Genomic DNA, 12,911 nt, shown 5'->3' on the forward strand with positions numbered 1-12,911 from the left:
GAAAGGACGTTAGGCCGGGAGGACGGCTACCCGGGTCTTGACTTTGTTGCGGCGGGTGTACTTTTCAAACTTGACCACGCCGTCGATGAGCGCGAACAGGGTGTAGTCGCGGCCCATGCCGACGTTCTCGCCGGGATGGAACTTGGTGCCGAGCTGGCGCACCAGGATGTTGCCGGCCAGCACCTGCTGCCCGCCGAAGCGCTTCACGCCACGCCGCTGCCCGGCGCTGTCGCGTCCGTTTCTGGAGCTTCCGCCTGCTTTTTTATGAGCCATGATGGGCCTCCTTGCTGCCGGGCGTTAGGCCCGAATGGATTTCACTTCCAGGGTGGTGTAGTCCTGGCGGTGGCCGGTTTTCTTGTGGGAGTCGTTGCGCCGCCACTTGTGGAAGACCACAATCTTGGGGCCCCGGGCCTGGCCGCTGACCACGCAGGTCACGGCCGCGCCTTCGACATAGGGCGCGCCGATCTTGACTCCGGTCTCGCCGCCCACCATGAGCACCTTGTCCAGGGTCAGTTCATTCCCGGTTTCCACCGGAAGTTTCTCCACCTGGATCTTGTTGCCTTCCTGAACCCGATATTGCTTTCCGCCGGTCTCGATGATCGCGTACATGAATTTTCCCTCCGCAAAAGAAGAGGCGTTGTCTACCCCAAACCCTGGTGTCCGTCAACCCCGTTTTTCCGGGGGAGATGTGTTTTTTTGGAGAAGCAAAACGCCATCGAATCTTCGTGTTACGCGGCGCGCTCCGTGTTACCTCCCCGAAAAACCCGGCCACAGCACGGTTTTCCGGGCCGTTTTTCCGGGCTTGCGTTTTGTTGCGCCTTGCGGCTAGAACGACAACGGGACCGTGGTTTTGCCGCGTCTCGCCGCGCGGAAGGCGGATTCCCCCACGCATTTTCCAACGCCACGATTCCGGAGGAAAGGATATGCAGCCTCTTCGCGTCTATAGCGTCGTACCCAAACTGCCGCCCAAGCTCAAGCCGCTGTGGGAGCTGGCCTACAATTATTGGTTTTCCTGGAACACCGAAATCGTGTCGCTTTTTGCCCAGGTGGATCACAAACTGTGGCGGGAATGCTATGGCAATCCCATCGCCTTCCTGAACCGCCTGCCCCAGAAAACCCTGGAGAGCCTGGCCGAGGACGATTTTTTCCTGGAGCGCCTGGGTGATCTGCGCCAGCGCCTGGCCGCCTATCTGGCCAGGAAAGCCACCTCCATCCCCTTTCCGGACAAGACCGGCGAACCCGTGGTGGCCTATTTCAGCCTGGAATACGGCATCTCCCTGTGCCTGCCGGTCTATTCCGGGGGCCTGGGCATCCTGGCCGGGGATCATCTCAAGTCCGCCAGCGACTTAAACGTCCCCCTGGCTGGCATCGGCCTGTGCTACCAGCAGGGCTATTTCCGCCAATACCTGACCCCGGACGGCTGGCAGCAGGAACGCTATCCCATCTACGACTTCGAGCAATTGCCGGTGACGCTGTGCAAGGACGCCTCCGGCGGCCGCATCCTGATCTCCGTGGACCTGCGCGGCGAGAAGGTGTCCGCCCAGATCTGGAAGGCCCAGGTGGGCCGGGTGTCGCTGTATCTCCTGGACTCCAACGTGCCCGAGAACCAGCCCGCCTCGCGCCAGATCACGGCCCGCCTCTACGGCGGCGACCTGGAGATGCGCGTGCGCCAGGAATACCTCCTGGGCATCGGCGGCATCCGGGCGCTTGCGGCCCTGGGGCTCTCCCCCCGGGTCATCCACATGAACGAGGGCCATTCGGCCTTTGCCGGACTTGAGCGCATCGGCAACTTCATGCGCCAAAACGGCCTGTCCTTCGAGGCCGCCCTGGAACTGGCCGCCTCGAGCAGCGTGTTCACCACCCACACCCCGGTCCCGGCCGGAAACGACCGCTTTCCGCCCGAACTCATGCAGCCCTATTTCGAGGACTACGCCAAAAAGCTCGGACTGGCCTTCAAGGTCTTTTTAGCCCTTGGCCGCGAAGACCCGCGCAACGACGCCGAGCACTTCTGCATGCCGGTTCTGGCGCTGAAGCTCTCCCGCTTCAACAACGGGGTCAGCCAACTGCACGGGGTGGTCTCGCGCAAGATGTGGAACCGGGTGTGGAGCCAGTATCCCGTGGAGGACGTGCCCATCGGGGCCATCACCAACGGGGTGCATGTGCCCACCTGGGTGGCTCAGGACATCGGCGCCCTCTACGACCGCTATCTGGGGGCCAACTGGCGCGAGGATCCGGATTGCCCCCGGGTCTTTTCCCAGGCCCAGGCCATCTCCGACGCCGAGTTGTGGCGCACCCACGAACGCCTGCGCGAACGCCTGGTGGGCTATGTGCGGGTCAAGCTGCGCGAGCAGCTCCTGGCCCGGGGGGCCAAGCGCAAGGAACTCCTGATGTCCGAGGAAGTTCTCGATCCCCAGGCCCTGACCATCGGCTTCGCCCGGCGTTTCGCCACCTACAAGCGGGCCAACATGCTGCTCCAGGACAAGGAGCGCCTGATCAAAATCATCAGCGACTCCCCCCGGCCCGTGCAGTTCGTGTTCGCGGGCAAGGCCCACCCCCACGACAACGAGGGGAAAAAGATCATCCAGGAACTGGTGCAGCTATGCACCTCGTCCGAATGCCGCTACAGCATGGTTTTTCTTGAGGACTACGACATGGAGGTGGCCAGCTACCTGGTGCAGGGCTGCGACGTGTGGCTCAACACCCCGCGCCGTCCGCTCGAGGCCTGCGGCACCAGCGGCATGAAGGCCATGTGCAACGGCGTCCTCAATTTGAGCACCCTGGACGGCTGGTGGGCCGAGGCCTGGCGGCCGGACAACAGCGTGGGCTGGGCCATCGGCCAGGGCGAGGAATACGAGGACGCAGCCTATCAGGACTTCGTGGAGAGCCAGACCACCTACAACATCATCGAAAACGAGGTCATCCCCACCTTCTACGAGCGCGGCCACGGCAACCTGCCCCGCAACTGGATCCGCAAGATGAAGGAGTCCATAAGCTCCCTGGCGCCCGTCTACAACTCCCACCGCATGGTGGAGGACTATGCCCGCATCGCCTACGTCCCGGCCCTGGACAACTACAACCTGCTGGTGAAAAACGACTACGCCGCCGCCAAGGATCTGGCCTCCTGGCGCATGGACATGATGACCAAGTGGAGCAACCTGGACATCCGCAACATCCAGGCCGGGGATCCGGAGCAACTGCATGTGGGCGATCCCGTGACCGTGACCGCCGAGGTCCACTTAAACGGCATTCGCCCCCAGGACGTGGAGGTGCAGATCTATTCCGGCCGCCTCAACTACGAGGGCAAGTTCGCCCAGCGCGAGACCACGGTCATGAAGCCCACGTCCACCGTCGGCGACGGCTGGCATCTGTTCACGGGCGAGATCACCCCGGCCGAGGCCGGGCGTTTCGGATTCACGGTGCGCATCCTGCCGCACCACCCCCTGCTTCTGGATTCCCATTCCCTGGGGCTTATCCGCTGGGCGCAGAACTGATAACGGCGGACCAGCCGAAGACGGCTTGGTCGTAAACGGCGGCGGGGGAGGGACGCTTCCCCCGCCGTCATGCGTTGACGGCACGGGGTAAAGGCGGATACCCACCCGGCTTCGGCCCGCCAACGACAACCAAGTCCGGCCATCCGGCACGACGAGACCACCATGTCCGACATCGCCTTCATGACCCGCCTCAAACGCGAGGTGGAACGCCGCCGCACGTTCGCCATTATCAGCCATCCCGACGCGGGCAAGACCACGCTGACCGAGAAGCTGCTCCTTTTCGGCGGGGCCATCCGCATGGCCGGGGCGGTCAAGGCCAAAAAGGCCTCCCGCCACGCCACCTCCGACTGGATGGCCATTGAAAAGGAGCGCGGCATCTCCGTGACCTCCTCGGTCATGCAGTTCGACTACGACGGATTCGCCGTCAACCTCCTGGACACCCCGGGCCACCAGGACTTTTCCGAAGACACCTACCGGGTGCTGACGGCCGTGGACTCGGCGCTCATGGTCATCGACAGCGTCAAGGGCGTGGAGACCCAGACCCGAAAGCTCATGGACGTCTGCCGCATGCGCGACACCCCGATCATGACGTTCATCAACAAGCTGGACCGGGACGGGCGGTCGCCGTTTGAGCTCTTCGACGACATTGAAGGCAGTCTCGGCATCGAATGCGCGGCCATGACCTGGCCCATCGGCATGGGCAAGCTGTTCCAGGGCGTCTACGACATCCCGCAAAAGATGCTGCGCTTTTTCCAGACCGGGGAGGACAAGGGGGCCAGGCCCCGGGAATCCGTGCTGGTGCGGGGCCTTACCGATCCGGAACTGGACCGCCAGGTGGGGGCCCAGGCCGCGGACGGCCTACGCCACGACATCGAACTGCTTGAAGGCGCGGGCTATCCCTTCGACCATGGGCGGTATCTGGCGGGCAAGCAGACCCCGGTCTTTTTCGGCAGCGCCGTGAACAACTTCGGGGTGCGTGAGCTTCTGGACGCCTTTTTGCGCCACGCCCCGGCCCCCCGGCCCCGGCAGACCGAAACCCGGGAGGTCTCGCCCCTGGAGGAGCCCTTCTCCGGGGTGGTTTTCAAGATCCAGGCCAACATGGACCCGGCCCACCGGGACCGGATGGCCTTTTTGCGCGTCAATTCCGGCTGCTTCACCCGGGGGACGCGGGTTTCGCACCAGCGCACGGGCAAGGACATGCTGGTCCACAACGCCACCATCTTCATGGCCCAGGACCGGGCCCACGCCGACGAGGCCTGGCCTGGGGACATCATCGGCATCCCCAACCACGGCACGCTACGCATCGGCGACACCCTGTGCGGCCGGGAACCCCTGCGCTATCTGGGCATCCCCCATTTCGCGCCCGAGCACTTCCGCCGGGTGATCCTCAAAAATCCCTTCAAGGCCAAGCAGATGGAAAAGGGCCTGGCCCAGCTCACCGAGGAAGGGGCCATCCAGCTTTTCCGGCCCGTGACCGGGCGCGAACACATCCTCGGGGCGGTGGGGGTGTTGCAGTTCGACGTGATCACCGAGCGGCTGCGGGCGGAATACGACGTGCATATCGTCGTGGAGCCGGTGAACATCGCCGCCGTGCGCTGGCTTACGGGCGAGTCGGCGGTCCTGGACCGCATGCGCCGCGAGAACGCAAGCGTCATGCTCACCGATTCCGACGGCCTCCCGGCCATGTCCTTCGCCAACGAATGGCGCCTTGAGAAGGCCATCGAGGAATGGCCCCAGGTGACCTTCCTGACCGCCCGGGAGTGCGTGTCCGCATGACGCGCCCCCCGGGGCCTCATTTCAGGCCGCAGGCCTGACGGCAGCTTTCCCGGCAGGCGACGTAGTCCAGGCCCCGGCATTCCAAAAGCTTGGCCTCGCACATGGTCACGGGCAGCCCCGGGTAGATCCCCTTTTCAAAATAGGCCGCATAGCGGGCCGCGAAGATGTTTTCGGCCTGGTCCGGCTTCGGTCCGGGGCTTTGCCCCTGGTCCGGGCCAGGGCTGTGGCGCGCCGTCGGCCGGGGCGGGGCGATGGATGCGTCGCCCTCGGGTTTTCCGGCCAAAAGGGCCAGCAGGCAGACGGCCAGGATGGCGATGGCGGCGAGTTGTTTCGTGGTGAACATGCCGGTTTCTCCTGCGTTGTACCGCCCGTTTGCAGCTTTACGACGGACGGCGGGTGTGCCATGGGAGCGGGTGGACGGATATGTGGTAGGACGGAAACGGCGGACAAATCCAATCGCATGTTCGAAACGCGGCGTTCAGAAAAACGGAACGCTTCGGGCAACGGGATCAGACGAAATGGAACTGTACCAACTGCGAACCTTCGTGACCGTGGCCGAGACCGGGAACCTGACCCGGGCGGCCCAGCGCATCAACGCCAGCGGGCCTGCGGTGAGCGCCCAGATCAAGGCCCTGGAGGAAGAGCTGGGGCTGGAGCTTTTCGCCCGCACGGCCAGGGGCATGCGCCTGACGGACGCCGGGCGGGAACTGGTCGAGCGGGCCAGACGGACCCTGGAGGCGGCCGGGGAATTGTTGTCGGCGGCCGGGTCGTTTCGTGCCGAGGCCGTGGGCGTGGTCCGCATCGGGCTCAACAACGAGCCGGGTCGGCTGCGCATGCCGGAATTTCTGGCCCGCATGCGTGCGGACCATCCGCGCATCGAACTGCACCTCATGCAGTACAGCACGGCCGACGCCCTGGACGGGCTTGTGACCGGCGAACTCGACGCGGCCTTCGCCTACGTGACCGGGAATGATCCGGGGGCCGAGATGGCGGGTTTGCCGCTGTGCCGGGTGGATATGGCCATCGTGGGGCCGGCCTCCTGGCGGGGACGCATCGAAGAGGCGGACTGGGGGGAGTTGTCGGGAATGCCCTGGGTGTGGTTTCCGGCCCGCTGTCCGTTCCAGTTCCTTCTGGAGGAGACCTTCGCCCACAAGGGATTTTCGCTTAACAAGGTCATCGTGGGCGACAACGACTCCACCCTGCGGGCGTTGGTGGCGGCGGGCTGCGGCTTGACGCTTCTTCGCCGCGACGATGCCCTGGACGCCTGCGCGGCCGGGGATGTCTGCGTGTGGGAGCGCGAGCCCATGAGCCTGGCCCTGTCGTTTCTGTACCGCCGGACGCGGGAGGCGGACCCGGTGATCCGGGCCGTGTGCGGCGTGGTGGGGGAGGTGTGGGACGAGGCGCCGGACGCATGCTGAGCGCGGCGCAAGAAAGGCTCCCCCGCCGGGCGCGCGGCCGGGCAGGGGAGCGTAAAAAAACGGGGATTTTAACGGAAGCTAGATGGCGTTTTTGGCCTTGGGCTTGACCACCTCGCCCGAACGCAGGCAGCGGGTGCACACGGTGATCGTCGTCACCTCGCCCGAAGGCAGCTGGGCCCGAACCGAAAACAGGTTGGGCTTGAAACGGCGCTTGCTTTTGTTGTTGGCGTGGCTGACGTTGTTGCCGCTCTGGGGCTTTTTGCCGCACTTGTCGCACATCTTGGCCATGGGTTCCCTCCGGATATCGTATCCGCCTTTGCGGAAAGCGTTTTTTGAAACTCCACACCCGCCTTGCCGAGCCGGGCACAGTATGACGCGTGAAGAACTTCGCCTGATACACGCCCATGGCGGGTTTCGCAAGCTTTTTCTTGACAAGGACCGCGTTCGCGGATAGCAACGATTTCCTTGCGCGGGGGAACCATGACCGAACTTTGGCTGGATATCACCGACATCCCGGCCACAGGCCGGGACTTTTCCTTTTCTGACCCGGCCGTCTGGGTGGAGCCGATACGTGAGTACGGCCTGCCGTACCGGTTCGCCCCGGGGGCCGCTCCCGTGGCGGAAGTGAACGTCACGCCGCAGAAAACCGGCGTGCTCGTGCGGGGAAGGCTTACGGGCCAGGCGATCACCCCGTGCGACCGGTGCGCCGAGGATGCCGTGGTAGTCCTGGACAGTCCCTTCGAATTGTACGAAGAACTGCCCTTGCAAGGTGAGTTGTCCCTGGAGACTTCGCTTTTGCGTCGCCGGGGAAAAGTGCTGGAGTTGGATGTCGGCGGAATTCTCTGGGAGCAATTCGTTTTGGCCTTGCCGGTCAAACCCCTGTGCTCCGAAGACTGCCTGGGGCTGTGCCCCGGATGCGGACGCAAGATCGGGGACGGTTCCTGCTCCTGCGGCGAATCGGACGGAGATCTGCGGCTTGCGCCCCTGCGCGGGCTTCGCGTCACGAAGCCGACGAATTAGTGCGGGTGTCCGCGCGCCCCTTTTGGACGCTGCGGTGACGAGAAAAACATACGTCGAGGTTGAAAGAAGATGGCGGTACCTAATAGAAAAATTTCCAAGTCCCGCAAGGGCATGCGTCGCGCCCACGATAAGGTGGCCATCCCCACCGTGATCCTTTGCCAATGCGGTGAGCCGACCTTGCCGCACCGCGTCTGCCCGAGCTGCGGTTCCTACCGGGGCCGTCAGATGCTCAGGCAGGAAGATGCCGAATAGAAGGCCGCGAATCGCCGTGGATGCCATGGGCGGGGACTTCGGTCCCCACGTGGTCATCCCCGGCGCCTTGCATGCCGCCAAGACCAAGAAGATCGACGTCGTCCTGGTCGGCGATCAGCCCCGCATCGAGGCGGAGCTGGACGCGCTTGGGGTCAAGGGCCAGGGCGTGGAGATCGTTCACGCCCCCCAGACGGTGGAGATGGAGGAGAAACCCTCCGAGGCCCTTCGCAAAAAGAAGGACTCCTCCATTCAGGTGGCCGTGAACCTCGTGCGCGACAAAGAGGCCGACGGGGTCATCAGCGCCGGAAATTCCGGGGCCACCCTGGCCAGCGCCATGTTCACCATCGGCCGGGTGCCGGGCGTGGAACGCCCTGCCCTGGCCACCTTCATGCCCACGGAAAAGTCCCACTTCGTGCTCATTGATGTCGGGGCCAACGTGGACTGCAAGCCGTTCCACCTGCTCCAGTTCGGCATCATGGCCGACGTGCTGGCCCGCTCCATGCTCGGCATCCCCAATCCCCGGGTGGCGCTTTTGTCCATCGGCGAGGAACAGGGCAAGGGCAACCTCCAGGTCAAGGAGGCCTTCGAACTGATGCGCATGAGTTCCTTAAACTTCATGGGCAATGTCGAAGGGCGCGACCTGTTTACCGGCGACGTGGACGTGGTGGTGTGCGACGGCTTTGTGGGCAACGTGGTGCTCAAGCAGTCCGAGGGCCTGGCCTCGTCCCTGGGGCGTCTGCTCAAGGGCGAACTGCGGCGCGGCTTTTTCGGCAAGATCGGCACCATGCTGGCCCTAAGCTCGCTGAAGCGCTTTTCCCGGCTCGTGGACTATGCCGAATACGGCGGCGCGCCGTTTTTGGGCCTGGAGGGCATCTGCCTGGTGTGCCACGGGGCCTCCAACAGCAAGGCCATCGCCAACGCCGTGAACATGGCCGCCCGGTTCGTCGACGGCAACGCCAACGAACATCTGGTCAAGGACATCGCCGCCAACATCAACCTGACGGTGGCCCGGAAGAAATCACGCCACTCCGAACCCGCCGTGGCCATCGGGCCTGCCGGGACGGAAGAGGCGGCCGCTCCGGACCAGACGCCCTAACACGTTCCCTGCATCACATGAAAACATATCCCCTTATTCGTGGTCTTGGGTATTACGTCCCCGAGCGGGTTTTGACCAACGCCGAACTGGAACGCACGGTGGAGACCTCTGACGAGTGGATCACCTCCCGCACCGGCATCAAGGAGCGGCGGGTGGCCGCCCCGGGCCAGGCCACCAGCGATCTGTCCCTGGAGGCCTCCAAAGCGGCCCTGGCCGCGGCGGGCATGGCCCCCGAGGAGCTCACCCATCTTTTTCTCTGCACCCTGACCCCCGACGCCTATTGCCCCCCGGCGGCCTGCATCCTTGAGGAAAAGCTCGGGGTGCGCGGCAAGGCGGCCATGGACTTAAACGCCGCCTGTTCCGGTTTTTTGTTTGGCCTGGACATGGCCCGGGCCGTGATCTGCATGACCCCGGCGGCCAAGGTTTTGGTGTGCGCCTGCGACGTGTTGACCTCGCGCACCAACTGGGCCGACCGGCGGACCTGCGTGCTTTTTGGCGACGGCGCGGGAGCGGTGGTGATCACCTCCGGGGAGGCGGAAAAACGCCCTGGCGATGCGGCCATAAAGGACGTGCGGCTTTTGAGCGACGGTTCGCTTGGGCATCTGCTCACGGTCAAGGGCGGCGGCTCGGGAAGTCCCATGCGCCTGGGCGACGTGGTGGGCGACGACTTTTTCGTGCAGATGAGCGGGCAGGAGGTCTTCAAGCACGCCGTGCGCAACATGGTCTCGGTGTGCGAGGACGTGCTGGCCGCCAACGGCCTCACCGGCGCGGACATCGACTATTTCATCCCGCATCAGGCCAACTGGCGCATCATGGAGGCCGTGGCCAAAAAACTCGGCCTGCCGATTGAGAAGGTATGCGCCACGGTGGCCCGCTACGGCAACACCTCGGCCTCCTCGGTGGCCATGGGGCTGGCCGAATCCTTCCAGACCGGGAAGATCAAGCCCGGGGACAAGGTGCTGTTGTCGGCCTTCGGCGGCGGGTTCACCTGGGGCGCGGCCCTGTTGGAGTTCTAGCGGCGCCTCCCCGGGAACCACCGCTGCTAAGTAAGAGAGAAAGAACTCTTTCACAGGATCAGCCTGGAAATCCGGATGTCCGGATTTCGCTGGCGCACCCCGTGGCGCGGCGCCCCCGGGCGGCGGCAGAGCCTTGAAATCGTGTTTGCCGTTTGGCCGCAAGTACGATAGGAAAAACTCTTTCAGAGTGTCCCGCAGTGTCCGCGACCAGCCTCCTGCACCGAGGCCGGTCAGGGGGCGGCCGGGAAAACCTCCAGGGGGGCTGTGCGTCCCTCCGGTGAGCTTGAGACGGAAGCATCCATGAGCGAGATGACCAAAGCGGCCCTTGTCACGGGAGGCTCCCGGGGCATTGGCGCGGCCGTGGCCAAAAAGCTGGCGGCAGGCGGCCTGCATGTCCTTTTGACCTATGTGAGCAAGCCCGAGAAGGCCCAGGCCGTGTGCGACGAGATCGCCGCCGCCGGAGGGCGGGCCGACGCCCTGTTCCTGGATGTGGGCGACATGGCGGCGGTGAGCGGATTTTTTGCGGATCAGATCAAGGACAAGGTGGACCTGCACGTTTTAGTCAACAACGCAGGCATCACCAAGGATGGGTTCATCGTGCGCATGCGCGATGAGGACTTTGAAAATGTGGTTCGGGTGAACCTTTTCGGGGCGTTCGCCTGCCTGCGCGAGGCGGCCAAGATCATGATGAAGCGCAGAAGCGGGCGCATCGTGAATATCGTCTCGGTGGTCGCCCAGTCCGGCAACGCGAGCCAGGCCAATTACGTGGCGGCCAAGGCCGGACTCATCGGCCTGACCAAGTCTGCCGCCCTGGAGCTCGCCCCGCGCGGCATCACGGTCAACGCCGTGGCCCCGGGGTTTATCGAAACGGATATGACCGCCGTCCTGCCCGACGCGGTCAAGACCTCCTACGCTGACCGCATCCCCTTAAAGCGTGCCGGTACTGCTGGCGAGGTGGCTGACGCCGTGGCCTTTTTGGCCTCGGACGCCGCAGCCTACGTCACCGGGCAGGTGCTGGCGGTCAACGGCGGAATGTATCTGTAAAAAAACATCGCTCTATCTTGGAGGGAAAGCATGTCTGTCGCTGAAAAAGTGAAGGAAATTATTGTCGATCAGTTGGGCGTGGATGAGAAGGAGGTCGTCTCCGACGCCAAGTTCGTTGAGGATCTGGGCGCGGATTCCCTGGACCTGACCGAACTGATCATGGCCATGGAAGAGGAATTCGGCGTGGAGATTTCCGATGAGGACGCCCAGCAGATCCTGATGGTGAAAGACGCCGTCAATTTTATCGAAAAAAAGAAACAGGCCTAGTGTCCCGTCCGTAACACAGGATCATGTTTTTTAAGAAAAGCAATGCAGTCGCGGCCTTCGTTCCCGGATCGCCCGTGGCGCATCCAGGGGGCGCGGCGCCAGCCGCGAGGGGGTGACCCGCAACCCCGCGTTTTCTTCGGGACGCCCCGTTCGTCAGCGTTCGGGGCGTTCCGGCTTTTCTTCACCGACGACCAGGTTCCACCATTTTTTCCCGGCCGGAGCAGGTGACACCCCGCATCGGCCGGACGGAGGGAAGGGGTTTCTATGATCGGCAAACGGGTAGTCGTCACCGGCCTTGCGGCCATCACCCCCATCGGGAATGACCTGACCGAAAGCTGGACGAACCTTGTGGCCGGCGTCTCGGGCGCAGGCCCCATCACCAGGTTCGACACCACCGGCTTCGACACCACCTTCGCCTGCGAAGTGAAAAACTTCGACGAAAAGGCGTACATCCCTCATAAACAGGCCAGACGCATGGCCTACTTCACCAAGTTCGCCGTGGCCTGCGGGCTCATGGCCCTGGAGAACGCCGCCTACAAGGTTCCCGACGCCGAGGCCTCCCGGGTGGGGGTCATCGTGGGCTGTGGCCTGGGCGGCCTGGAAGACCTGGAGATGTTCCATTCCAAGCTCCTGGAGCAGGGGCCGGGCCGGGTGTCGCCCTTTTTTATCCCTATGATCATCGCCAACATGGCCGCCGGGCAGATCTCCATCTTCACCGGGGCCAAGGGGCCTGGCCTGTGCACCACCTCGGCCTGCGCCTCCGGTGTGCACGGCATCGGCTACGCCTATACCGACATCCTTTTGGGCCGGGCCGACGTCATGATCTGCGGCGGGGCCGAATCCACCATCACCCCCCTGGGCATCGCTGGGTTCAACGCCCTAAAGGCCCTGTCCACCCGCAACGACGACCCCACCAGGGCCTCGCGCCCCTTCGACAAGGAGCGCGACGGTTTCGTCAACGGCGAGGGCTGCGGCCTTTTGGTCCTGGAATCCCTGGAGCATGCCAAGGCCCGCGGGGCCACCATCCTGGCCGAGGTGGGCGGCTTCGGGGCCTCCCTGGACGCCTTCCACATGACCGCGCCCCCGGAATCCGGCGAGGGCATGGCCCAGGCCATGAGCGCCGCCCTGCGCGAGGCGGGTCTGGCCCCGGAAGAGGTGGGCCACATCAACGCCCACGGCACGTCCACCTATCTCAACGACCTGTGCGAGACCACGGCCATCAAGACCGTCTTCGGCTCTGCGGCCTACAAGGTGCCCATCACCTCCAACAAGTCCATGGTCGGGCATACGTTGGGCGCGGCCGGTGGCATCGAGGCGGTCATGAGCGTCAAGACCATCATGGAGGGCATCATCCCGCCCACCATCAACCTGGAAAACCCCGATCCCGCCTGCGACCTGGATTATTGCCCGGGTGTGGCCCGCAAGGCCGAGGTCTCCTCGGTGTTGTGCAATTCCTTCGGGTTTGGCGGGGCCAACGCCTGCATCGTGTTTAAGAAATTCACGGACTAGCGACACAGCCCGCAAAAAGAGA

14 protein-coding genes are annotated in these 12,911 nt (G+C 64.2%); 10 read left to right on the forward strand and 4 right to left on the reverse strand.

Annotated features, from left to right (window positions below; translation table 11 throughout):
* Positions 1-9 precede the first annotated feature (9 nt).
* A complete protein-coding gene (gene rpmA, locus V3572_RS11915) occupies positions 10-273 on the reverse strand; it encodes a 50S ribosomal protein L27 (protein WP_163300758.1) in 264 nt (87 codons plus the stop codon).
* Positions 274-297: 24 nt separating this feature from the next.
* Entirely contained in the window at positions 298-609 is a 312-nt protein-coding gene (rplU, locus tag V3572_RS11920; RefSeq protein WP_332111216.1) for a 50S ribosomal protein L21, read from the reverse strand.
* A 314-nt stretch (positions 610-923) separates the two neighbouring features.
* On the opposite strand from rplU, the gene glgP reads away from it, so the two are divergent.
* Together glgP and V3572_RS11930 are read left to right on the forward strand one after the other, a co-directional pair.
* A complete protein-coding gene (gene glgP / locus V3572_RS11925; protein ID WP_332111217.1) occupies positions 924-3,491 on the forward strand; it encodes an alpha-glucan family phosphorylase in 2,568 nt (855 codons plus the stop codon).
* Between the two features lie 162 nt (positions 3,492-3,653).
* Positions 3,654-5,267: a peptide chain release factor 3 gene (locus V3572_RS11930; RefSeq protein ID WP_332111219.1), complete on the forward strand. Its 1,614-nt coding sequence runs from the start codon at positions 3,654-3,656 to the stop codon at positions 5,265-5,267.
* Positions 5,268-5,283: 16 nt separating this feature from the next.
* On the opposite strand, the gene V3572_RS11935 is transcribed toward V3572_RS11930, so the two are convergent.
* Positions 5,284-5,610 (reverse strand): hypothetical protein, encoded by a 327-nt coding sequence (locus V3572_RS11935; RefSeq protein ID WP_332111220.1) that lies wholly within the window; start codon positions 5,608-5,610, stop codon positions 5,284-5,286.
* A 175-nt stretch (positions 5,611-5,785) separates the two neighbouring features.
* Here V3572_RS11935 and V3572_RS11940 point away from each other — a divergent pair, with 175 nt between their 5' ends.
* Positions 5,786-6,685 (forward strand): LysR family transcriptional regulator, encoded by a 900-nt coding sequence (locus V3572_RS11940; protein ID WP_332111221.1) that lies wholly within the window; start codon positions 5,786-5,788, stop codon positions 6,683-6,685.
* A 78-nt stretch (positions 6,686-6,763) separates the two neighbouring features.
* On the opposite strand, the gene rpmB is transcribed toward V3572_RS11940, so the two are convergent.
* The gene (gene rpmB, locus V3572_RS11945; RefSeq protein WP_332111222.1) at positions 6,764-6,973 is read right to left on the reverse strand and encodes a 50S ribosomal protein L28; all 210 of its coding nucleotides are present in this window, start codon (positions 6,971-6,973) and stop codon (positions 6,764-6,766) included.
* Between the two features lie 192 nt (positions 6,974-7,165).
* Here rpmB and V3572_RS11950 point away from each other — a divergent pair, with 192 nt between their 5' ends.
* The 7 genes from V3572_RS11950 to fabF all read left to right on the forward strand — a co-directional run bounded on the left by V3572_RS11950 (position 7,166) and on the right by fabF (position 12,889).
* On the forward strand, positions 7,166-7,705 hold the full coding sequence (locus V3572_RS11950; RefSeq protein WP_332111223.1) for a YceD family protein: 540 nt from the start codon (positions 7,166-7,168) through the stop codon (positions 7,703-7,705).
* A gap of 69 nt (positions 7,706-7,774) precedes the next feature.
* Positions 7,775-7,957 (forward strand): 50S ribosomal protein L32, encoded by a 183-nt coding sequence (rpmF, locus tag V3572_RS11955; RefSeq protein WP_332111224.1) that lies wholly within the window; start codon positions 7,775-7,777, stop codon positions 7,955-7,957.
* Positions 7,947-9,053 carry a phosphate acyltransferase PlsX gene (gene plsX / locus V3572_RS11960; protein WP_332111225.1) on the forward strand — a complete coding sequence of 369 codons (1,107 nt, stop codon included), beginning with the start codon at positions 7,947-7,949 and terminating at the stop codon, positions 9,051-9,053. The genes rpmF and plsX overlap by 11 nt, the downstream gene beginning before the upstream one ends.
* 17 nt (positions 9,054-9,070) lie before the next feature.
* Positions 9,071-10,069 (forward strand): beta-ketoacyl-ACP synthase III, encoded by a 999-nt coding sequence (locus V3572_RS11965; RefSeq protein ID WP_332111226.1) that lies wholly within the window; start codon positions 9,071-9,073, stop codon positions 10,067-10,069.
* A gap of 300 nt (positions 10,070-10,369) precedes the next feature.
* Positions 10,370-11,113: a 3-oxoacyl-[acyl-carrier-protein] reductase gene (gene fabG, locus V3572_RS11970; RefSeq protein WP_332111227.1), complete on the forward strand. Its 744-nt coding sequence runs from the start codon at positions 10,370-10,372 to the stop codon at positions 11,111-11,113.
* A 30-nt stretch (positions 11,114-11,143) separates the two neighbouring features.
* Positions 11,144-11,380 (forward strand): acyl carrier protein, encoded by a 237-nt coding sequence (locus V3572_RS11975; RefSeq protein WP_332111228.1) that lies wholly within the window; start codon positions 11,144-11,146, stop codon positions 11,378-11,380.
* A 264-nt stretch (positions 11,381-11,644) separates the two neighbouring features.
* Positions 11,645-12,889: a beta-ketoacyl-ACP synthase II gene (gene fabF / locus V3572_RS11980; protein ID WP_332111230.1), complete on the forward strand. Its 1,245-nt coding sequence runs from the start codon at positions 11,645-11,647 to the stop codon at positions 12,887-12,889.
* Positions 12,890-12,911: the final 22 nt, after the last annotated feature.

The organism is Desulfolutivibrio sp. (assembly GCF_036584575.1).
Taxonomy (GTDB): domain Bacteria; phylum Desulfobacterota; class Desulfovibrionia; order Desulfovibrionales; family Desulfovibrionaceae; genus Desulfolutivibrio.

Excerpts from the sequence above, each read along its gene's own strand:
- fabG (WP_332111227.1), top strand. The coding sequence starts at position 10,370 with ATGAGCGAGATGACCAAAGCGGCCCTTGTCACGGGAGGCTCCCGGGGC.
- fabF (WP_332111230.1), top strand. The coding sequence starts at position 11,645 with ATGATCGGCAAACGGGTAGTCGTCACCGGCCTTGCGGCCATCACCCCC.
- rpmB (WP_332111222.1), bottom strand. The coding sequence starts at position 6,973 with ATGGCCAAGATGTGCGACAAGTGCGGCAAAAAGCCCCAGAGCGGCAAC.
- glgP (WP_332111217.1), top strand. The coding sequence starts at position 924 with ATGCAGCCTCTTCGCGTCTATAGCGTCGTACCCAAACTGCCGCCCAAG.
- plsX (WP_332111225.1), top strand. The coding sequence starts at position 7,947 with ATGCCGAATAGAAGGCCGCGAATCGCCGTGGATGCCATGGGCGGGGAC.
- rpmA (WP_163300758.1), bottom strand. The coding sequence starts at position 273 with ATGGCTCATAAAAAAGCAGGCGGAAGCTCCAGAAACGGACGCGACAGC.
- V3572_RS11940 (WP_332111221.1), top strand. The coding sequence starts at position 5,786 with ATGGAACTGTACCAACTGCGAACCTTCGTGACCGTGGCCGAGACCGGG.
- V3572_RS11930 (WP_332111219.1), top strand. The coding sequence starts at position 3,654 with ATGTCCGACATCGCCTTCATGACCCGCCTCAAACGCGAGGTGGAACGC.
- V3572_RS11935 (WP_332111220.1), bottom strand. The coding sequence starts at position 5,610 with ATGTTCACCACGAAACAACTCGCCGCCATCGCCATCCTGGCCGTCTGC.
- rplU (WP_332111216.1), bottom strand. The coding sequence starts at position 609 with ATGTACGCGATCATCGAGACCGGCGGAAAGCAATATCGGGTTCAGGAA.
- V3572_RS11975 (WP_332111228.1), top strand. The coding sequence starts at position 11,144 with ATGTCTGTCGCTGAAAAAGTGAAGGAAATTATTGTCGATCAGTTGGGC.
- V3572_RS11950 (WP_332111223.1), top strand. The coding sequence starts at position 7,166 with ATGACCGAACTTTGGCTGGATATCACCGACATCCCGGCCACAGGCCGG.
- rpmF (WP_332111224.1), top strand. The coding sequence starts at position 7,775 with ATGGCGGTACCTAATAGAAAAATTTCCAAGTCCCGCAAGGGCATGCGT.
- V3572_RS11965 (WP_332111226.1), top strand. The coding sequence starts at position 9,071 with ATGAAAACATATCCCCTTATTCGTGGTCTTGGGTATTACGTCCCCGAG.